Genomic DNA, 19,363 nt, shown 5'->3' on the forward strand with positions numbered 1-19,363 from the left:
CTCGTCTTGCGCGATGCCGCGGCCGAGTGGAAAATGCCCCCACGCGAATGGACCGAAGCCAAGTCCCAGTTCGCGATCATGTTCGAGGATCGCTTCATCACTCAATGAAGCTCAACCCGCCCCGGACACAAAAATTCAGACACTCCCCCGGCGATTGTCGGACTCATAGCCTCAAAATGATCACGGTTGATCCTATCCAAGCGCCGCAATTCAGCCATGTGCACAATCATGCTCCAGAGCAGAAACTTACTGCCTCGGACTGCTCCGAAAAGTCTCTCAATTGAGCTTGGCGTCCCTGAGAGCCGCAAATCGGCGACCAAACCCGCCCTTAACAATTGAACAATCTTCGGATCGGCTAGCTCATCCAATGATAGATTCGTCAATTGCTCTTCGAGMTTCTCCGAACCCACGGAATTCGAAATCCACCGAATATAGACGTGCGGAAGCGAAACCAGCATCTGCCTCAACAGTGTCGTGTCGTTCATTCCTTGAGGCGCATGAACCTCGTAAAGCGCTCCGTTGATCCGAAGGCGCCGCTCCTTAGCTAGCTTCGGCGCAATTCGAAGCGCTTCGATCATCAACGTGGACCAGCCTCGCCAGATCGCATGCAGGTGCCGGCGCTTATCGATGTCGGATATCAACTCCATATTCTTGATCATGCCCGAATATAGGATGATCGAGAGCACCATATCGTCTGAGGCTGCCTGAACGCGTACTACGTCTTGCCTATCGTCGCCGTCAGCCGGAAGTTCGAGCTCCAACTCGGCGTCTTTCTCCTCTTTAGACAGCGGAGCACCAGTAACTTGAAATGCAGCAGTATCTACGCTTCCATTGTCCTCGGGCAAACTGACACTCTCGAATTGAGATAAATCTGCATGATCGAGGTTAGCTTTCTTCAGAATCGCTTGATGTCTCTCTGCCACAAGCTCAACCAATTCTGAATCATTGCGAAGCTTACCTGCGTAGTAATTGATTTCGTTTATGAAAGTGAGATATCTATTCTCTTCCAAAACCCAATCACGAAATTTTCGATCAGCCGCCATCCTTACAGCAATGAAATATTCCAATACCCCTTTATATCTAAATGATATATTTCCATCTGGACGAACAACCAAAATCCGTGAAGTGAGAAACTCACTCATAAGTGCATCAAGTTCTACTTTTAGACCGCGCTGATGCAGGTAATCTTTCATCTGTTGGCGAATGGATTCTCTCGGCCAATTATACCGATCTTCGATAGCCATCCATGCAGCCAAATTCGCGAGCATATCTGTCTTATTAGTGTAGTCGAAAATTTCACGCCTGCTCTGCTCAATAGCAGCCTTGCGTAAGGTCGAATCTACAAACTGCTCCATTAAAACCGCCCGGTTAATCGGGCTAAAATTATGTTTCTCTGATAGAATCTCGATGAGCATCGAGCCGTTGGCTGCAGTGAACGGTAGATTAATTTCTTTAAACTCACTCTGCAGTCGATCAAGCCATTCTTCAACGTTCTGGCATCTCTCGTCTCKCGCAAGTAATTGACGCATGTCCTTTCGACGAAATTCCGTTAGCTCGACAAACTCGAACCTGACCGGCATTTCGGGATCAATACAGGCGCCAAATTTGGTAGCTGACGAGTGAGGTGATGTAAAAAGATACTGAGCCTTTGGATAAAGACTGACAAACTCGCGAAGAACCTTCATCCTCCTCGTGTCGGAAAAAATAACATCGTCTATCGCTACTGAGAGATACCCAAGTTTAAGAAGCGAATCGATAGTATTCTCTGCCGGAGCTCCTGCGGACTCCGCACGCAACTTCCGAAGCAGTGCATCCGTATTATAGCCCACGTCATTAAACGAGATTGCGACTGGAAGCCTGGGCCGATCAATTACTAAAATATTTTTGAGCTTCTCATAACAAAGCTGCCGCAGTGCGGCTGTCTTACCGTATTCGGACCGACCGTAGATGATGAAATTCTCATCACTTGCAAAAAGCTCTCGAAAGTCGACATTTGGGCCGATTCGAGATTTCCCGTCATGACCTGGCGCCTGCTGGATGAATCGCTTTTCCATTGGAGGGACAACAAATTTCCTAACGTCAGAGATTTCTCCCTGGCTTTCAAAACGTTCTTCGAGTTCCTTCAGCGCAGTTGTTGAAAGATGTTCTCTAAATTTACTTTCATCTACCGGGCGCGCAATAATATGAAAATGCTGTCTGGCCTCTTGTGATGAGTGCCAGGTCCCTCCCGCCACAACATCAACACCTTGATCAAAGACATTTCTGTCTTTCATGTATGACCGGACAAGAATCTCAGAATGCTTTGAATCAGTATCAAGTGTAATAATATGCCCTTTTCGATGTGAAAACACCGCCCCCTTGGATGCGTATATTTTGGCCGTTCAAGCCAATAACATTCTCGGTTACAGGGTCATGCATGTGCCCAAAAAGCAGCATGTTGGCGTGCTTCTCCAGCTCGATCCGAAGCATGCGCGAACTTGCTTCGGAAAGTGTGTGAAGTGGGTGGTGAATGAGAAAGATGCGGTAAGACCCTTTAGTGAGATGCTCTACAGCATCAAGCACTGCGTGTTCAGGAAACGCTAGCTGTGTTTCATCGCGTCCAAATTCTCGATGACCACCCGTCGAAAAGACGGCGCTGTTTAGTGTCACTATATCGAAATTGAGTGCGCTTATATAATCCACGGTCGCAAAAGCATTTTGGTATCGCCTCGTACCACCCGGGGACGAGCTTCTCAAATATCTATTTAGTTCATTGTAGTTTAGCARTTTTTTATCGATTGCGGGAATGAATTCATTCGATGCATATAGCTCGTTAAGTTTATCTTGCTCTTTGGCCGATCCAATTATAGACTTCCACTCATGATACTTAGGAATGAATGGTTCTACGCCAGACCACATAACATCGTGATTGCCGGGTGTGATAAATATTCTTTCATCGCTGCATCCGGTTACCTTCGATACGCCGCTGAGAAGCAAATCATAAGCTTCATCGTGGGAATCTTGTCCAGCAGCATATACTAGATCGCCAGTGAAAAGAATTACGTCTGGCTTTCGATGTCCGACGCAAAGCTCCTTTAGATCAGCTATCAGGGCATCCACGACCTGCTTTTGATCATGTTGCCGCCGTTTCGCGAAATGGAAGTCACTGATGTGCAGGATTGTCTTAAGCGTCGGCTGAGTCATCTGCGGTTCCGGCCTGCATAGTTTTGCCGTGGCAAGTTACCTTAGGTTGAACGGTATTGTCCGATCTGCTCGCCCCTACTTTAGTATATAGAGCGCCGCCAACCGAGCGCCCCCCGGGGGGCGCTCCTCGGAGGCGTGCGAATGGGCTTGCTCGGCCTCTATCAGCCTTCCCGGCGACTGGTATCGGCTGCTAGATCGGTCGCTTCGAGGATCTAGAGGTAGCTGAGGAGTAGCTGGCGAAATCGCCGACCATACTCAGCTTAAGTGCCTGAAAAGATTGGAGCGGGCGATCGGGATCGAACCGACGACATTCAGCTTGGGAAGCTGACGTTCTACCACTGAACTACGCCCGCATGCGCTCGCAGCGACCGCAGATCAACGGCGAGGACGCGAATCTCATAGCGGCTTCCGGCGCAGGTGTCATCCGGCAATCGTGCAGGATGGGAGCGTCTGATTCAGTCAGTCGCGAAAATGCTTCGAGAGCTTGAGCGCCTGGCCCTGGTAGTTCGATTTCAGGTCGGCGCCATAGAGGGCGTCCGGCCGTGCTGCCATGTGCTCATAGACCAGTCGACCGACGATCTGGCCGTCCTCGATGATGAAGGGCACGTCGCGCGAGCGGACCTCGAGAACGGCGCGTGCGCCCTTGCCACCGGCGCCGCCATGGCCGAAGCCGGGGTCGAAGAAGCCGGCATAGTGGACGCGGAACTCGCCGACGAGCGCATCGAATGGCGTCATCTCGACGGCATAGTCCGGGGGCACATGCACCGCCTCCTTCGAGGCCAGGATGTAGAACTGGTCCGGATCGAGGATCAGGGAGCGCGAGGCGTCCGCCTGGATCGGCTCCCAGAAATCAGCGACGCGGTAGGCACCGACCCGGTCGACATCGACGAGCGCGGTATGGCGCTTGCCGCGATAGCCCACGAGGCCGTCGAAGCCGGCGAGATCGACGCTGACGGCGACGCCGCTCTGGAAGGAGGGAGTGGCCGCGCTGACCAGCGTCTCGCGCTCGTGCAATTCCCCCAGCGTCCGGTCGTCGAGCCGGGCATCGCCGGCGCGGAAGCGGATCTGAGAGAGCCGCGAGCCGGAGCGCACCAGGACCGGGAAGGTGCGTGGCGAGATCTCGATGAAGAGCGGGCCCTCATAGCCTTCCTCGACCAGATCGAATTCGCGCGCCCGGTCGGTGATGACGCGGGTGAAGACATCGAGCCGGCCTGTCGAGCTCTTCGGGTTCGCCGCGGCGCGCAGGCCCTGGGGCAGCGCCAGCCCTTCCATCAGCTCGGCGACATAGACGCAGCCGGTCTCGAGCACAGCACCCCTGGTCAGGTCGATCTCATGCAGGGCGAGCTGGTCGAGCCGCCGTGAGACGGTCGACCCGGGGCCGGGCAGAAAACTGGCGCGGACGCGATAGGCCTTGTCGCCCAGCCTGAGGTCGAGGCTGGCCGGCTGGATCTGGCCCTCCGCGGGCGGCCGCGCGAGCTTGATCACACCTTCTTCGATGAAGGCACGGATGCGGCTGTCGGGCTGGATGCCGGGCAGGAAGGGCAGCATGAGCGTCGGACCTGTTCAGCATGAGCTAGCGAAGCCTGGCATGAGGGCCAGGCGGGCCAGTCCTATCGCCCGTTTTCGGGGCGGTTGTCCATGCGGGAATCATTCTGTCCGCCGCCGCGCCGGGCCGGACGCAGGACTGGCCAGCGCGGCTTCGGGATTGACGCTGCCGCCGGCCGGTCCATAACAGGGACGTCGTTCCCGGCCCAATTCCGCCCGCCGGCGAACCGCAACGGCACGGAGCCGCTGAGCATGTATCAGGCGCAAACCCGAGGCGTGCGCGTGACCGCCGTTCCCGAGTTCATGGAACGGGAATCCGCCCATGAGCAGGGTCGCTATTTCTGGGCCTATACGATCGAGATCGTGAACCAGTCGCGACAGACCGTGCAGTTGATGACCCGCCACTGGTTCATCACCGATGGCCGTGGTGAGGTCCATGAAGTGCGCGGCGATGGCGTGGTCGGCAAGCAGCCGGTGCTGCGGCCGGGCGAGAGCTTCAGCTACACCTCGGGCTGCCCGCTGATGACGCCCGACGGCTCGATGCGTGGCTATTACGCCATGCTGGGCGAGGATGGTGTGGTCTTCGATGTCGAGGTGCCGTTGTTTCCGCTCGATTCCCCCTATGTGAAGAAGGTTCTGCATTGACCATTCCGACCACGGCCGCGCGGCGCTACACGCCGCTCGAAATGCTGTCGCGCCTCGTCGCCTTCGACACGGTGAGCGCCAAGTCCAATCTCGATCTCATCGCCTTCGTTGCGGATTATCTCGAGAGCTGGGGTGTGTCCTCGATCCGGATTCCMAACGCCGAGGGCGACAAGGCTGCGCTTTTCGCCACAATTGGCCCGGCCGATCGCGGCGGCATCGTCCTGTCCGGCCATACCGATGTCGTGCCCGTCACGGGGCAGGCCTGGTCGAGCGACCCCTTCACCCTGCGCATTGCCGATGGCAGGGCCTATGGTCGAGGCGCCGTCGACATGAAGGGTTTTGTGGCCCTGGGACTGGCCCTCGTGCCGGAATTCCTGGCCGCCAGACTGACGACGCCGATCCATCTCTTCCTGTCCTATGACGAGGAACTCACCTGCCTCGGCGTGGTGGACGGCATTGCCCGCATGGGTCGCGATCTGCCGCTGCCGCGCGCTGTCATCGTCGGCGAGCCGACTTCGCTCGAAATTGCCGACGCCCATAAGGGCATCCGCACCTTCAATACCGTCGTCACCGGCTTCGCCGCCCATTCCTCGAAGCCGCATCTCGGCGCCAGCGCCGTCCATGCCGGGGCGTTGCTCGCCGCCGAGCTTGACCGGATGGCGCAGGAGCTGATGGAACGGGCCGACCCGGCAGATCGCTTCGATCCGCCCTACGACACGGTCCATGTCGGCAAGCTCCATGGCGGAATCGCCCGCAACATCCTGGCCGATCGCTGCGAGCTTGGCTGGGAGGTGCGTACGTTGCCGGGTTCGGACCCCGACGAGGTGCCGCATCGCTTCGCCGCCTATGCCGAGACGGTGCTCGCGCGCATGCGCCGCACCGCGCCGTCCTCGACGATCACGACCGTGATGACATCGGATGTGCCGGGTCTTGCGCCCGATGCCGGCTCGACGGCGGAGGCCCTCACGATGCGGCTTGCCGGCCGCAACAGCACGATTGCCGTGCCCTATGCGACCGAGGCTGGGCATTTTCAGCGCGCCGGCCTGCCGACGGTCGTCTGCGGCCCCGGCTCGATCGATCAGGCGCATCAGCCTGACGAGTTCATCACGCTCGAGCAGCTCGCCGCCGGCGAGACATTCATGCGCGATCTGATGGAGAGCTGCCGGAGCTGAGAGGCTCTGAGCCCCCGCATCGGTGACGGCAGGCAGCCGGGGCGAGCGTCGCCTCGGTGCGTTGGGGGTGAGGTCTGCCCAGCCAGCCGCGCAGCCCGATGTTCTGCCGTTCGGCGCGCCCCGGGCGCACCATCCGGGCCAGGTGCGTCGTCTTGCCCGTGCTGAACTTGCTCGCATAACGCCGTACACGTCGCAGCGCAGTCGCCCGTGCAGGGACGCCTGCGCTGTCTTGCCTCGCTTGCGCGCGGCACGCTTCACTGGAAAATGCATACGCTTAGGAATAATGTATGCAGACATTGATTGGATGTAGCGAGCGATAATCCATTGCTCGCCGAACTCTGGTGAAGCGATGGAAAACGCGTCAATCTCGGCGCTCGCCTGCGGGAAACCTGCCTCGGCAGCGGCATGGGTGAGGAGCTGAGATGTTCGGTCTGACCGCACTCGAGCTGGCCCGCATCCAGTTCGGCTTCACCATCTCGTTCCACATCGTCTTCCCGGCGATCACGATCGGGCTCGCGAGCTATCTCGCCGTGCTGGAAGGCCTGTGGCTGTGGAAGCGCGACACCGTCTATCGCGACCTCTACCATTTCTGGTCGACGATCTTTGCCGTGAACTTTGCCATGGGCGTCGTCTCCGGGCTGGTCATGGCCTACCAGTTCGGCACGAACTGGAGCTATTTCTCCTCCTTTGCCGGCAGCGTCACCGGGCCGCTCCTCACCTATGAGGTGCTGACCGCGTTCTTCCTCGAGGCCGGCTTCCTCGGCGTCATGCTGTTCGGCTGGAACAAGGTCGGACCTGGCCTGCATTTCTTCGCGACGATCATGGTCGCGCTGGGCACGCTCGTCTCTGCGACCTGGATTCTTGCCTCCAACAGCTGGATGCAGACGCCGCAGGGCTTCGAGATCATCGACGGTCGGGTCATCCCGGTCGACTGGCTGAAGGTCATCTTCAACCCGTCCTTCCCCTATCGTCTCGTGCATATGACCATCGCCGCCTTTCTCGCGACGGCGCTGTTCGTCGCCGCCTCCGGCGCCTGGCATCTGCTGCGCGGCCGCAACACGCCGGCGATCAGGACGATGCTGTCGATGGCGATGTGGATGCTGCTGGTCGTCGCGCCGCTGCAGGTTGCCGTTGGCGATGCGCATGGCCTGAACACGCTCAAATATCAGCCGGCCAAGATCGCCGCGATGGAAGGACACTGGGAGAACAAACCCGGCGAGGGCGTGCCGCTGGTGCTGTTCGGTTGGCCCGACATGGCGGCCGAGACAACGCGCTACAAGCTCGAAATCCCCCGCCTGGGAAGCCTGATCCTGACCCATGACTGGAATGGCCAGATTCAGGGCCTGAAGGAGTTCGCTCCCGAGGACCGGCCCAATTCGACCATCGTGTTCTGGRGCTTCCGCATCATGGTCGGCCTCGGCTTCCTCATGCTGGCGCTCGGCCTCTGGAGCGTCTGGCTGCGCTGGCGCGGAGGATTGTACGAGTCGAAGCTGTTCCTGCGCTTTGCCTTGCTGATGGGGCCGTCGGGGCTGGTCGCCATCCTCGCAGGCTGGTTCACGACGGAGATCGGTCGTCAGCCCTGGATCGTCTATGGCGTGATGCGAACGAAGGACGCAGTCTCCAACCACTCGGCACTGGCGCTGTCGGCGACGCTGATCGTCTTCATCGTCATGTACATCGCGGTCTTCGGAACCGGTGTCAGCTACATGCTGAAGCTGGTGGGACATGGTCCAGAGAGCCACGGCCCGGAGCCGGAAGCCCATGGCGATGAGCTCTTGAATCAACGCCCGGCCCGGCCGCTCTCGGCCGCGCCGGATCACCTCGATGCCCCCAGCGGCGCCGGCAAGGGAGCGTGAGCGAGATGGGTATCGATCTTCCGATCATCTGGGCGGTGATCATCGGCTTCGGCCTGATGATGTATGTGATCATGGACGGTTTCGACCTCGGCATCGGGATCCTGTTTCCCTTCGTGAAGGGGCGGGAGGATCGCGACACCATGGTCAACACGGTGGCGCCGGTCTGGGATGGCAATGAAACCTGGCTGGTGCTGGGTGGCGCAGCGCTGATGGCCGCTTTCCCGCTCGCCTATGCCGTGATCCTCAGCGCGCTTTATCTTCCGCTCGTCCTGATGCTGGCCGGGCTGATCTGGCGCGGCGTCGCCTTCGAGTTCCGCTTCAAGGCCGATGAGGCGCACAAGCCGTTCTGGGACAAGGCCTTTGCCTGGGGCTCCTACATCGCCACCTATTTCCAGGGCGTGTCGCTCGGCGCCTTCATCAATGGCTTTGTGGTGCGCGACGGCGCCTTTGCCGGCGGCGCGCTCGACTGGCTGACACCGTTCAGCCTGTTCACCGGCCTTGGTCTTCTCGTGGCCTATGCGTTGCTGGGCAGCACCTGGCTGATCATGAAGACGGAGGAACAGCTGCAGCAGCGCATGATCGCGCTCGCCCGCCCGATCGTCATCGCCCTGCTCGTCGCCATCGTGCTTGTCAGCCTGTGGACGCCATGGCTGCATCAGCGCGTGGCGGAACGCTGGTTCACGCTGCCGAACCTGTTCTTCTTCGCGCCCGTCCCCATCCTTGTCTTCGCGACGGCCGCGCTGATCCTGTCGGTGCTGAAGCGGTCGCCGCATGCAGCGCCCTTCCTGCTGTCGCTGGTGCTGCTCTTCCTCGGCTATAGCGGCCTTGCGATCAGCCTCTGGCCCAACATCATCCCGCCCGACATCTCGATCCGCGCGGCAGCGGCTCCGCCGCAGAGCCTGGGCTTCACCCTGGTCGGGGCGCTCTTTATCATCCCGATCATCCTCGCCTACACCGCGTGGTCCTATTACGTGTTTCGCGGCAAGGTGAAGGCGGGGGAGGGCTACCACTGATGGAGCCGGTCACTGCCCCTCGCAAGTCCTGGCTCAGCCGCTTCGGCTGGCTCGTCCTGATCTGGGGCGCAAGCGTGCTCTCGCTCGGCGTCGTTGCCCTCGGCTTCCGTCTTCTGATGAAGGCCGCCGGGCTGTCGCTCTGAGAGAACAGCGCCGGAGCGAGAATCGCGGCAGCGTCAGGGCGAGGTGTTCAGCCCCGCCTCGACCTCGGTCGGGTCGAAATCATAGCGCCGCGAGCAGAATTCGCAGGTGACGGCGAGCGTGCCGTCATCGGCGACCATGGCCCGGCGGTCCTYGGCGGAAAAGCCGCGCAGCATGCCGAGCACGCGCTCACGCGAGCAKCGGCAGGATTCATGCACGATCACCGGCTCGAAGACGCGTGCGCCACGCTCGTGGAACAGGCGATAGAGCAGCCGCTCGCTTTCCAGCATCGGGTCGAGCAGTTCGTGGTCCTCGACCGTCTCGACCAGCGAGCGGGCCTCGGCCCAGGCATCGTCGGCGATCCCGTCGGGGTGGTCGCTGGCCAGGATCTCGTGCCCCTGCGGGGCATCGCCCGGATGGATGTCGGCGGCGCGTAGCCGGTCGGGCGAGGTCGGCATGAACTGCACGATCAGCCCGCCAGCTCGCCATTGCCGTCCCGCGCCTGTGACGACGCTGCCGACGCCGAGCCGCACCCGGCTCGGAATCTGTTCGGACTGCTTGAAGTACTGGTGCGCCGCGTCTTCGAGGCTCTGATGTTCGAGCGCGACCACGCCCTGATAGCGCGTCGACTGCGAGCCCTGATCGACCGTCAGGCCGAGATGGCCCTTGCCGAGCAGATCGCCCGTGCTCAACGTGCCCTCAGCGACCGCCTGCTGTAGCCGCGCCTCGTCGTAATGCGCGACGGCGCGATAATTGTCGGGCGCGTTGAAATCGACCACCAGCATGGAGATCGGCCCGTCGCTCTTGGTCTGGAGCTGGAAACGGCCTTCGAATTTAAGTGCGGTGCCGAGCAGAACGGTAAGCGCGGCTGCTTCGCCAAGGACGCGCGAGACCGGCTCCGGATAGTTGTGACGCTCGAGGACTGTGTCGATCGAGGCGCCGAGCCGTACGACCCGGCCGCGAATGTCGAGGTCCGGGACCGTGAACGGCACGACCCGATCGTCTAGCGCCGCCGTCTCCGAGGGGGTGTCAGCGACGGCCATCAGGCTGCGACGCCGCCAAAGCACCAGGCCAGGATGCCCTTTTGCGCATGCAGCCGGTTCTCGGCTTCGTCGAAGACGGCCGATTGCGGGCCGTCCATGACCGCATCGGTGACTTCCTCGCCGCGGCTCGCCGGCAGGCAGTGCATGAAGATCGCATCCTTTTCGGCGCGACCGAGCAGGCGCTCGTCGACCTGGTAGGGGCGCAGCAGATTGTGGCGCGTGCCTTCCTCGTCCCCCATCGAGACCCAGCAATCGGTGATGACGCAATCTGCGCCCTCGACCGCGGCTTCGGGCCGGCTGGTCAGCCGGATCTTGGCGCCCTGCTTGCGAGCCCAGTCGATCAGGGCCGGCGGGGGCGACAGCTCTTCCGGCGTCGCGATCGCAAGCTCGAAATCGAGCCGCCCGGCCGCGTGCACCCAGGAGGTCAGGACATTGTTCGTGTCGCCTGTCCAGGCGATGCGCTTGCCGGTGATCGGCCCCCTGCGCTCCTCGAAGGTCATGACGTCGGCCATGACCTGGCAGGGATGCTGGCGCTTGGTCAGCCCRTTGATGACCGGCACGGTGGCATATTTCGCCATCTCGACCACGGAATCATGGTCGAGCATGCGGATCATGATGGCGTCGACATAGCGCGACAGCACGCGGGCGGTATCGGCAATGGTCTCGCGCTCGCCGAGCTCGATCTCCTGCCCCGTCACCATCATCGGCGAGCCGCCAAGTTCGCGGATGCCGACGTCGAAGGAGACGCGGGTCCGCAGGGAAGGCTGTTCGAAGATCATGGCGATGACCTTGCCTTCGAGCAGGCGGTCGGAGGCTGCCGCCGGCGTGCGGCGGCGGGCCTTCATCTCCTCGCCCGCGCGCAGGATGGCGCGGAGCTGGTCGCTGGAGAAATCGGAAAGATCGAGGAAATGGCGCATCGTCGGCGCTTCCTTCAAAAAAAACGTGCCGTGGGCGGAGGGTTCGTTATTCGGCCGCCGGTCGCTTCAGGGTGGCCTCGACCGCTTGCGCAGCCCTTTCGAGCCGCACGATCGCCTCCGCGGCATCGGCCTCGGTGATGACCAGCGGCGGCAGCAGGCGCACGACATTGTCGCCGGCTGCGACGACCAGCAGCCCGGCCGCACGCGCCTCGACCACGAAATCGGTGTTCGGCGTGTTGAGCTTCAGGCCGATCATCAGCCCCTCGCCGCGGATCTCCGAGATCACGTCGGGATGGTGATCCCTGAGCTGGGCCAGCGACTGTCGCAGGCGCAGACTCATCTGCTGGACGTGATCGAGGAAGCCCGGCGCCAGCACGACATCGAGCACGGCATTGCCGACCGCCATGGCGAGCGGATTGCCGCCGAACGTCGTGCCATGCGTGCCGAGCGTCATGCCCGAAGCCGCTTCCTCGGTGGCGAGGCAGGCGCCCATCGGGAACCCGCCGCCAATGCCCTTGGCGATCGCCATGATGTCGGGCGCGACGCCCGAGAGCTCATAGGAGAAGAACTTGCCGGTGCGCCCCACGCCGGTCTGGATCTCGTCGAAGATCAGCATCAGGCCATGCGTGTCGCAGAGCTCGCGGAGCAGCTTGAGGAAGCGCACGGGCGCGGAGCGCAGGCCACCCTCGCCCTGGATCGGCTCGATCATCAGCGCAGCCGTCTCGGGCCCGATCGCGGCCTTCAGCGCGGCCTYGTCGTCGAAGGGCACCTGGTCGAAGCCGTCGACCTTCGGGCCGAAGCCGTCGATATATTTCTGCTGGCCGCCGGCAGCGATGGTCGCAAGCGTACGACCGTGGAAGGCGCCCTCGAAGGTGATGATGCGATAGCGCTCGGGATGGCCTTTCGCAGCATGGTACTTGCGCGCCATCTTGATGGCGCACTCATTGGCCTCGGCGCCGGAATTGGTGAAGAACGCCCGTTCCGCGAAGGTCGCCTCGCAGAGCCGCCGGGCCAGCCGTTCTCCTTCCGGCATGCTGTAGAGGTTTGAGGTGTGCCAGATGCGCGAGGCCTGCTCGGTCAGCGCCTGGACCAGATGCGGATGCGCATGGCCGAGCGCATTGACGGCGATGCCTGCGCCGAAATCGAGATAGCGCTGGCCGTCCGAGGCGACCACCCAGGCGCCTTCGCCGCGCTCAAGCGCGATCGGCGCGCGAGCATAGGTCGGCAACAGCACGGACTGGGAGGGATTAAAGGGAGCAGGGGTCATGACAGGCGATCCTCACGGAAGGGCGAATGAGAACGGGTGGGCGCTGGATGGAAGAACGGAGTCGCGGGGCAAGAATTGGCAGCCCTCTGCGACCCGCCGGCGACATTATCGTCGCAGCCAGTTCCCGACGTCTCGTCGCGCCGTCATCCGCATCACCAAGAAGACCTTGATCCGTCAAAAACATAAGCGCCGCCCGTGGAAGGGCGGCTAGGTCGGCGAGACTATGCAAAACCGGTCCCCCGCTGTCAATTCCGCGCCGTAAGGTCAGTTGCTCCGCAGGTGGGGGCTTGACCCGCGATCCGCGAATGGCTGGGGAAAAACCAATTTCCGATTCGGGGACTCTTGTGGCCGAGTCCCGGCATCTTGTATGGTCCGGTTTGTCAGATACGACATCTCGTGCGGCGTCTCCTGTACCGTCAATTCCGGGTGTAACGGCCTCCGTTTAACAGCGGGAGCTGCCGGTTTCGGATTCCGCCCACGATCGGCCCATAGGCCGGTTCCGTGAAGGAGCTGGCCCGATGAGACAGGTGAAGCCATGAACGACGTCGGAGCATGGACGGACGAACGCGTCGAGCTTCTCAAGAAGCTCTGGAGCGACGGACTGAGCGCCAGCCAGATTGCGGGCGAACTCGGCAACGTCACGCGTAATGCCGTGATCGGCAAGGTGCACCGGCTTGGTCTTTCCGGGCGAGCCAAGAGCCCGGCCGCTTCGTCGACGCCGCGCCCCCGCAAGGCGCCGACCCGCGCGCCGAGCCATCCTGTCGGCGGCAATGCCGGCATGACCCGTGGCGCCAATGCGCTCGCGCCGCAATATGAGCCCGAGGTCGAGGTCGAGGCACAACAGGCGCCGGCTTTGCCTGAGGACGTCGTGGTGCCGTTCTCCGATCGGGTCACCATCATGGACCTGCGCGAATATATGTGCCGCTGGCCGATGGGCGACCCGACCACGGCGGAATTCCGCTTCTGYGGCGGCCGTTCGCAGACCGGCATGCCCTATTGCAGCTACCACGCCCGGATTGCCTATCAGCCCGCGGCCGATCGCCGTCGCGACCGCAAGGTCGTGCGCGCCTGAGCCAAGGCTCCTTGGATCTGAAATCGAAGCCGGCCCCGCAAGGCCGGCTTTTTCATTGGGGCCCGCGGGAGCGGAGCGGGTGATCCCGACTTTACGGTCGCTTAACCCAGTTTGCGTCGCTCGAGGCGCTTGCTCCAGCGCGATAGCGCGTAGCAGATCAGCCAATAGATCGCCCCGGCAAAGGCATAGGCCTCCATGTTCATCCCGACCCAGTTGGGGTCGGCAAGCGAGGCCTGGGCGATGCCGAGCAGGTCGAGGATCGAGACGACGAGCACGAGCGTCGTGTTCTTGATCAGCGCGATGAATTCGTTGGTCATCGCCGGCAGCGAAATCCGCAAGGCCTGCGGCAGAACGATCAGCCCGGTTGCCTTCCAATAGGTCAGTCCCAGCGCGGTTGCGGCCTCGCGCTGGCCGGAGGGAAGCGCCTGCAATCCGCCGCGGACGGCTTCGGCCATATAGGCGGCGATGACGAGGCCGAGCCCGATCACGGCGCGCGCCAGGCGGTCGATGCCCGTGCCGCTCGGCAGGATCAGCGGCAGCAGCAGCGAGGCGAGGAAGATGACCGCGATGATCGGCACGCCGCGCCAGAACTCGATGAACAGCACGCTGATCAGCCGCACCACCTTGAGCTGCGACTGGCGTCCAAGCGCGAGCAGGATGCCGAGCGGGATCGCGATCAGGCTGGAATAGACCGAGATGAAGAGCGTCAGCATCAGCCCGCCCCACTCGCGCGTCTCGACCGGGCGCAGACCGAACCCGCCGGCAAGCAGCCAGACGCCGAGCGGTGGCAGGATGATCAGCGCCAGGATCGCGAGCCGGATCCGCATGGATTTCGGCGAGAGATAGAGGCCGAGCCCAGAGAGTGCGAAGATTGCTCCGGTGAGATCGGCCCGCCAGCGCTCGTCGACGGGATAGAGCCCATACATGAACTGGCCGAAGCGGGCCCGAATGAAGACCCAGCAGGCACCGCTGCCGGTGCAATCATTGCGCGTGGTGCCGGACCAGGTCGCGTCGATCAGCGCCCAGCGGATCAGCGGGACCGCGACCCAGGCGATGCCGAGTGCGAGGACCACTGTGAGGGCGGCGGTTGCCGGCGTGCCGAACAGCCTCTGGCGCCAGAGCGGAAAGGTCGCTGCGCTCATCGGGTCACCAGCGCGATCCTGGCATTGTACCAGTTCATGAAGGCGGAGACGGCAAGCCCGATCACCAGATAGACCGCTAGCGTCATGGCGATGATCTCGATCGCCTGCCCGGTATTGTTCAGCGCCGAGCCCATGAACAGGCTGACGACGTCGGGATAGGCGATGGCCGCACCGAAGGACGAGTTCTTCAGCACGTTGAGATATTGGTTGGTCATCGGCGGCACGATCACGCGCAGCGCCTGCGGGATGACGACGAGCCGCAGGATCTGGCCGGGACGCAGCCCGAGCGCTGCAGACGCCTCGCTCTGGCCATGCGGCACGGCCTGGATGCCGCCGCGCACGATCTCGGCGATGAAGCCCGCCGTATAGGTGACGAGGGCCGCCAGCAGCGCGACGAATTCGGGGATCACGACGAAGCCGCCGCGGTAATTGAAGCCGCGCAGCACCGGCACGTCCCAGCGCACGGCGAGTCCGGCCCAGGTGACGGCCAGAGCGGGCACGATCAGGACGAACAGGATGCCCAGCATGAGCACGGGCGCATCGCGGCCGGTCTCCTCCTTGCGCCGGCGTGCCCAGCGCATCACCAGCCACTGTATGAGCCAGGACAGGAGCATGATCGCCAATGCCCAGCGGAAGGGCGCCGGCGAGTCGGGCAGCGGCATCGTCAGGCCGCGATTATTGAGGAAGGCGACGCCGAATAGGCTCAGCGAGGCGCGTGGCGCCGGCAGGGCCGCGATCACGCCGAAATACCAGAACAGGACGAAGAACAGCAGCGGGATATTGCGGACGAACTCGATATAGGCACCGGCAATCGTCGAGAGCAGCCAGTGCGAGGACAACCGCGCGATGCCGATGATGAAGCCGAGCACGGTGGCGAGCGCGATCGCGATCACCGTGACGAGCATCGTGTTGGCGATGCCGACCCAGAACAGCGCGAGGATGTTGTCCTGCTGGGTGTAGCCGGTCAGGACGAAGGGAACCTCGATCCCCGAAGTGCGCCAGAGAAAGTCGAAGCCCGACGCGATGCCGGCCTTGACCATGTTCTCCGAGGCGTTGCGCACGAACCAGACGATCGCGCCGACGAGCCCAAGCACGAGCGCGACCTGATAGAACAGGTCGCGCACCCGCTTGTCGTTGATGAAGGACAGAACGCTGGCCACGGTTGCCGCCTCTTAGACAAGTGGCGAAGGAGGGGCCCCATTCCTTGCGGAGCGTAGCGCAGGCCCGGAAACCATCGAAAGGCGCTGCGCGCTGCGATGGCTTCCGGAGCTGTACGGCTTCGCCGCCTGCCCGGAATGACGCCCGGTTTCTCGAAGCACCGTCAGGCGCCTGATGCCGTGGTTCTCACTGGAAAGGCGGCGTGAACAGCAAGCCGCCCTTGGTCCAGAGCTGGTTCTGGCCACGCTCGAGCTTCAGCGGCGAGCCCATGCCGACCGAGCGCTCATAGCTCTCGCCATAATTGCCGACCTGCTTGATGGCCTTGTACATCCAGTCGTCCGGCAGGCCCATCATCGCGCCGAAACCGCCTTCGACGCCAAGCAGGCGGCGGACTTCCGAGTTCTTCGAATTGGCCTTCATCTCATCGACATTGGCCGAGGTGACACCGAGCGCCTCGGCGGCGATGGTGCCATTCAGCACCCAGCGCACGATCAGCTGCCAGCGCTCGTCGCCGTAGCGCGTTACCGGCCCCTGGGGATCGTTCGAGATCGGCTGGGTCAGGATGATGTGCTCGTCGGGGACCTTGAGCTTGGCGCGTTGGCCGGCGAGCGCGCCGACGCCGGCGGTATAGGCGTCGCAGCGGCCGGCATCATAGGCGGCGATGGCGTCGTCGTTCTTCTGGAAATTGGTGATCGTGACCTTGAGGTTGCGCTCGCGGAACCAGTCAGCCGCGTTCTTCTCTTCGGTCGAGCCGGCTGCGACGCAGACCGAGGCGCCGTCGAGATCGGCCGCCGTCTTGGCATTGGTCGACTTGCGGACGATGAAGGTCTGGCCTTCGTAGAAATTGATGCCCTGGAAGTTCAGGCCCAAGGTCGCGTTGCGCGAGAAGGTGATGGTCGAGTTGCGCGAGAGCAGGTCGACCTGGCCCGATTGCAGGATCGGCCAGCGCTGCTGAACCGAGGTCGGCGTGAACTTCACCTTGGTGGCATCGCCCAGCACGGCCGCAGCCAGTGCCTTGCAGTAATCGACATCGAGCCCCGTCCACTCGCCCTTGTCATTGGCGAAGGAGAAGCCGGGCAGGCCGAGATGCACGCCGCATTCGAGATGCCCGCGAGCCTTTATGGCATCCAGCGTCGGGCTCGGCGCCAGCTGTTGCGCATGGGCGGAGGTCGCCGCGACTGCGAGGGCGGCTGCGGCCCCCAGGATCATCATCTTCGTCATTGTCATTCCCCCGAAGCCTGGGCGGCTTTCTGCATGGTGGCGCGACTATGCAACAGCTGAGCGGCGAAGGGGAGTGGGTGGAATTCGAATCCCGGATGCGATGTCGAGTKGAAGACGGCTGGCGACACCGTCATCCCTGCATCACTGCGCGGTCATGATGGCCTGCACGAATCCGTCTTCGACATAGGTGACGCTGCCGTCCGGCAGTCCGAGGATGCGGTCAATGGCGATGCCCTGGAAACGCAGCTGCTGATCGAGCGCATCGATCGCCGCCGGAGCGTCCGGGGTTCCCGATGCCGAGATCGCCCGGGCCATGGCGTCGTGACTGGTGGCGCTGAGATGCAGCACGATCTCGGCTGCGATTCCGGCATCGGGCACCTTGAACACGCCTTCGGCCTTCCCCGCCGCGATGATGCGGGTGAGCACCGGGACCGCGAGCGGGATCACGGTTGCGTTGATGCGGTGATAGAGCACGATGTTCTCGGGCTTGAAGAGGACATCGAATGTCGCTCTGAGCCGGGGTGCATCCTCGAGCTTGATTTGCCGGGCGCGCGCCAGAAAGCCGTTCAATCGCGCAAGCGGTGGGAGATCGGGCGCCTCCGTCAAATCCGTGAGGCGTTCGACCGAGGTCAGGGCGAGCCGAGACGCCAAGGCGGCAAGCAGGTCCTCCTTGGCGGTGAAGTGGTGATAGAAACCGCCCTTCGAGATGCCGGCACGTGCAATCACATCGTTGATCGTCGTGCGCTCGTAGCCGCGTTCGAAGAACAGCGCCTGGGCGCAGTCGAGCAGCTCGTTCCTGCGATCATCGGGGTGTTTCACCACGCGGGGCATGCCGGTTCGGTCTCTCCAACTTGACGACCGACCGTCGGTCTGTAAAATGACCGACGGTCGGTCTGTAACTTTAGCGCCTGGATCGATGCGGGGGCAATGAATAATCGCGTCGCGCCATGCTGCTGCTGCCGCCGCCTCCTCCTGGGAGGGATGCCTTGAAGCTCGTTCGTCGTCTGCTCGTCCTGGCCGCGCTCGCCGTCGCGACTGCGGCCTACTGGTCCGCCACCCGGCCGGCGCAGGTCTCCAGCGTGCTGGCGAAGCGTGGCGACGCGGCGGCCATCGTCTATGCGACGGGCGTCGTCGAGCCTCGGACCTGGGCCAAGGTGACCCCGCTCATCCGCGAACGCATCGTCGAACTCTGCAACTGCGAAGGCATCCGGGTCGAGGAGGGGCAGATTCTGGCCAGGCTGGACAGGGCCCAGGCCGAGGCGACGCTGGCCGAAATGAAGGCGCGCCATGCCCTTGCCTCGACGGAGCTTGAGCGGCTTTCGACGCTTGTCGAGCGCAAGGTCGTCACCCAGCAGGCGCTTGATCGCGCCCGCAGCGAAATCGGCCAGGCCGCGGCGCTTGTCGCAGGCCAGACTGCCCGGCTGGAGAACTATCTGCTCCGCGCGCCGATGCGTGGCACCGTCCTGCGCCGCGACGGCGAGGTTGGCGAGATCGCCGAGCCCGGCACGGTGCTGTTCTGGATTGGCGAGGCGAAGCCGCTGCGCGTCGTCGCCGAGGTGAACGAGGAGGACATTCCCCAGGTCAAGGTCGGCCAGAATGTCTTGCTGACGGCCGATGCCTTCCCGGGCCGGAAGCTTGAAGCCACGGTCGACAGTATCACGCCCAAGGGCGATCCGATCGCGAAGAATTATCGTGTCTATCTGTCTTTGCCGGATGAGACGCCCGTGATGATCGGCATGACGGTCGAGATCAATGTCATCGTGCGGGTGTCGCAGAATGCCCTGCTGCTGCCGAACAACGCCGTGCACGACAATGCGGTATTCGTCGTCGAGGGCRATGTCGTGCGCCGCCGCGAACTGACGATCGGTATCCGCGGCACGAGCGAGGTGGAGGTTCTCTCGGGGGTGCCGGACACGGCGCGCGTCGTTGCGCCCTATCCCGAACGTCTCAGTGACGGCGCGCACGTCAGGGCTCAGGGAGGGTGAGGC

Annotated in this window: 17 protein-coding genes and 1 tRNA gene; 7 read left to right on the forward strand and 11 right to left on the reverse strand. The window is 62.5% G+C overall.

Annotated features, from left to right (window positions below):
* Nucleotides 1-101: 101 nt before the first annotated feature.
* The 4 genes from AC1DJT_RS08365 to AC1DJT_RS08380 form a co-directional block, all read right to left on the reverse strand.
* Nucleotides 102-2,273, reverse strand: coding sequence for an NACHT domain-containing protein (locus AC1DJT_RS08365; RefSeq protein WP_476833892.1), 2,172 nt, complete (start codon nt 2,271-2,273; stop codon nt 102-104).
* Nucleotides 2,274-2,313: 40 nt separating this feature from the next.
* Nucleotides 2,314-3,183 (reverse strand): metallophosphoesterase family protein, encoded by an 870-nt coding sequence (locus tag AC1DJT_RS08370; RefSeq protein WP_476833893.1) that lies wholly within the window; start codon nt 3,181-3,183, stop codon nt 2,314-2,316.
* 278 nt (nt 3,184-3,461) lie between these two features.
* Nucleotides 3,462-3,536: transfer RNA gene (locus AC1DJT_RS08375), tRNA-Gly, on the reverse strand.
* A 106-nt stretch (nt 3,537-3,642) separates the two neighbouring features.
* Nucleotides 3,643-4,731, reverse strand: a complete 1,089-nt coding sequence (locus AC1DJT_RS08380; RefSeq protein ID WP_441505030.1) for a 2'-deoxycytidine 5'-triphosphate deaminase — start codon at nt 4,729-4,731, stop codon at nt 3,643-3,645.
* A gap of 249 nt (nt 4,732-4,980) precedes the next feature.
* Between AC1DJT_RS08380 and apaG the strand changes: the two genes are divergently transcribed.
* The 5 genes from apaG to AC1DJT_RS08405 all read left to right on the forward strand — a co-directional run bounded on the left by apaG (nt 4,981) and on the right by AC1DJT_RS08405 (nt 9,557).
* Complete coding sequence (gene apaG / locus AC1DJT_RS08385) at nt 4,981-5,373, forward strand: Co2+/Mg2+ efflux protein ApaG (RefSeq protein ID WP_069878462.1); 393 nt, start codon at nt 4,981-4,983, stop codon at nt 5,371-5,373.
* Nucleotides 5,370-6,545 carry an acetylornithine deacetylase gene (gene argE, locus AC1DJT_RS08390; protein WP_441505029.1) on the forward strand — a complete coding sequence of 392 codons (1,176 nt, stop codon included), beginning with the start codon at nt 5,370-5,372 and terminating at the stop codon, nt 6,543-6,545. Before apaG ends, argE begins: the two co-directional genes overlap by 4 nt.
* Before the next feature lie 422 nt (nt 6,546-6,967).
* Nucleotides 6,968-8,401: a cytochrome ubiquinol oxidase subunit I gene (locus AC1DJT_RS08395; protein WP_476833894.1), complete on the forward strand. Its 1,434-nt coding sequence runs from the start codon at nt 6,968-6,970 to the stop codon at nt 8,399-8,401.
* 5 nt (nt 8,402-8,406) lie between these two features.
* The gene (gene cydB, locus AC1DJT_RS08400) at nt 8,407-9,414 is read left to right on the forward strand and encodes a cytochrome d ubiquinol oxidase subunit II (protein ID WP_476775089.1); all 1,008 of its coding nucleotides are present in this window, start codon (nt 8,407-8,409) and stop codon (nt 9,412-9,414) included.
* Nucleotides 9,414-9,557 carry a DUF2474 domain-containing protein gene (locus AC1DJT_RS08405; protein WP_113516794.1) on the forward strand — a complete coding sequence of 48 codons (144 nt, stop codon included), beginning with the start codon at nt 9,414-9,416 and terminating at the stop codon, nt 9,555-9,557. Before cydB ends, AC1DJT_RS08405 begins: the two co-directional genes overlap by 1 nt.
* A 33-nt stretch (nt 9,558-9,590) precedes the next feature.
* Here the strand turns inward: AC1DJT_RS08405 and AC1DJT_RS08410 are convergent, their stop codons facing one another.
* From AC1DJT_RS08410 to AC1DJT_RS08420, 3 genes are read right to left on the reverse strand one after another with little or no spacing between them, the layout of a single operon-like run.
* Nucleotides 9,591-10,598, reverse strand: a complete 1,008-nt coding sequence (locus AC1DJT_RS08410) for an Hsp33 family molecular chaperone (RefSeq protein ID WP_476833895.1) — start codon at nt 10,596-10,598, stop codon at nt 9,591-9,593.
* Nucleotides 10,598-11,515, reverse strand: a complete 918-nt coding sequence (argF, locus tag AC1DJT_RS08415) for an ornithine carbamoyltransferase (protein ID WP_113516795.1) — start codon at nt 11,513-11,515, stop codon at nt 10,598-10,600. Before argF ends, AC1DJT_RS08410 begins: the two co-directional genes overlap by 1 nt.
* 46 nt (nt 11,516-11,561) lie before the next feature.
* Complete coding sequence (locus tag AC1DJT_RS08420) at nt 11,562-12,782, reverse strand: acetylornithine transaminase (RefSeq protein ID WP_476833896.1); 1,221 nt, start codon at nt 12,780-12,782, stop codon at nt 11,562-11,564.
* A 535-nt stretch (nt 12,783-13,317) separates the two neighbouring features.
* On the opposite strand from AC1DJT_RS08420, the gene AC1DJT_RS08425 reads away from it, so the two are divergent.
* Nucleotides 13,318-13,854, forward strand: a complete 537-nt coding sequence (locus tag AC1DJT_RS08425) for a GcrA family cell cycle regulator (RefSeq protein ID WP_113516797.1) — start codon at nt 13,318-13,320, stop codon at nt 13,852-13,854.
* A gap of 101 nt (nt 13,855-13,955) precedes the next feature.
* Here the strand turns inward: AC1DJT_RS08425 and AC1DJT_RS08430 are convergent, their stop codons facing one another.
* From AC1DJT_RS08430 to AC1DJT_RS08445, 4 genes are all read right to left on the reverse strand, one after another.
* The gene (locus AC1DJT_RS08430; RefSeq protein ID WP_441491934.1) at nt 13,956-14,996 is read right to left on the reverse strand and encodes an amino acid ABC transporter permease; all 1,041 of its coding nucleotides are present in this window, start codon (nt 14,994-14,996) and stop codon (nt 13,956-13,958) included.
* Nucleotides 14,993-16,156: an amino acid ABC transporter permease gene (locus tag AC1DJT_RS08435; protein ID WP_441491933.1), complete on the reverse strand. Its 1,164-nt coding sequence runs from the start codon at nt 16,154-16,156 to the stop codon at nt 14,993-14,995. The genes AC1DJT_RS08430 and AC1DJT_RS08435 overlap by 4 nt, the downstream gene beginning before the upstream one ends.
* Nucleotides 16,157-16,340: 184 nt before the next feature.
* Nucleotides 16,341-17,375 (reverse strand): amino acid ABC transporter substrate-binding protein, encoded by a 1,035-nt coding sequence (locus tag AC1DJT_RS08440; protein ID WP_113516799.1) that lies wholly within the window; start codon nt 17,373-17,375, stop codon nt 16,341-16,343.
* A 141-nt stretch (nt 17,376-17,516) separates the two neighbouring features.
* On the reverse strand, nt 17,517-18,206 hold the full coding sequence (locus tag AC1DJT_RS08445; RefSeq protein ID WP_441491932.1) for a TetR/AcrR family transcriptional regulator: 690 nt from the start codon (nt 18,204-18,206) through the stop codon (nt 17,517-17,519).
* A gap of 155 nt (nt 18,207-18,361) precedes the next feature.
* Between AC1DJT_RS08445 and AC1DJT_RS08450 the strand changes: the two genes are divergently transcribed.
* Complete coding sequence (locus AC1DJT_RS08450; RefSeq protein ID WP_476833897.1) at nt 18,362-19,360, forward strand: efflux RND transporter periplasmic adaptor subunit; 999 nt, start codon at nt 18,362-18,364, stop codon at nt 19,358-19,360.
* Nucleotides 19,361-19,363: the final 3 nt, after the last annotated feature.

The organism is Allobosea sp. 05T422_2 (genome assembly GCF_056396265.1).

Excerpts from the sequence above, each read along its gene's own strand:
- AC1DJT_RS08440 (WP_113516799.1), bottom strand. The coding sequence starts at position 17,375 with ATGACGAAGATGATGATCCTGGGGGCCGCAGCCGCCCTCGCAGTCGCG.
- cydB (WP_476775089.1), top strand. The coding sequence starts at position 8,407 with ATGGGTATCGATCTTCCGATCATCTGGGCGGTGATCATCGGCTTCGGC.
- AC1DJT_RS08445 (WP_441491932.1), bottom strand. The coding sequence starts at position 18,206 with ATGCCCCGCGTGGTGAAACACCCCGATGATCGCAGGAACGAGCTGCTC.
- AC1DJT_RS08405 (WP_113516794.1), top strand. The coding sequence starts at position 9,414 with ATGGAGCCGGTCACTGCCCCTCGCAAGTCCTGGCTCAGCCGCTTCGGC.
- AC1DJT_RS08430 (WP_441491934.1), bottom strand. The coding sequence starts at position 14,996 with ATGAGCGCAGCGACCTTTCCGCTCTGGCGCCAGAGGCTGTTCGGCACG.
- apaG (WP_069878462.1), top strand. The coding sequence starts at position 4,981 with ATGTATCAGGCGCAAACCCGAGGCGTGCGCGTGACCGCCGTTCCCGAG.
- AC1DJT_RS08380 (WP_441505030.1), bottom strand. The coding sequence starts at position 4,731 with ATGCTGCCCTTCCTGCCCGGCATCCAGCCCGACAGCCGCATCCGTGCC.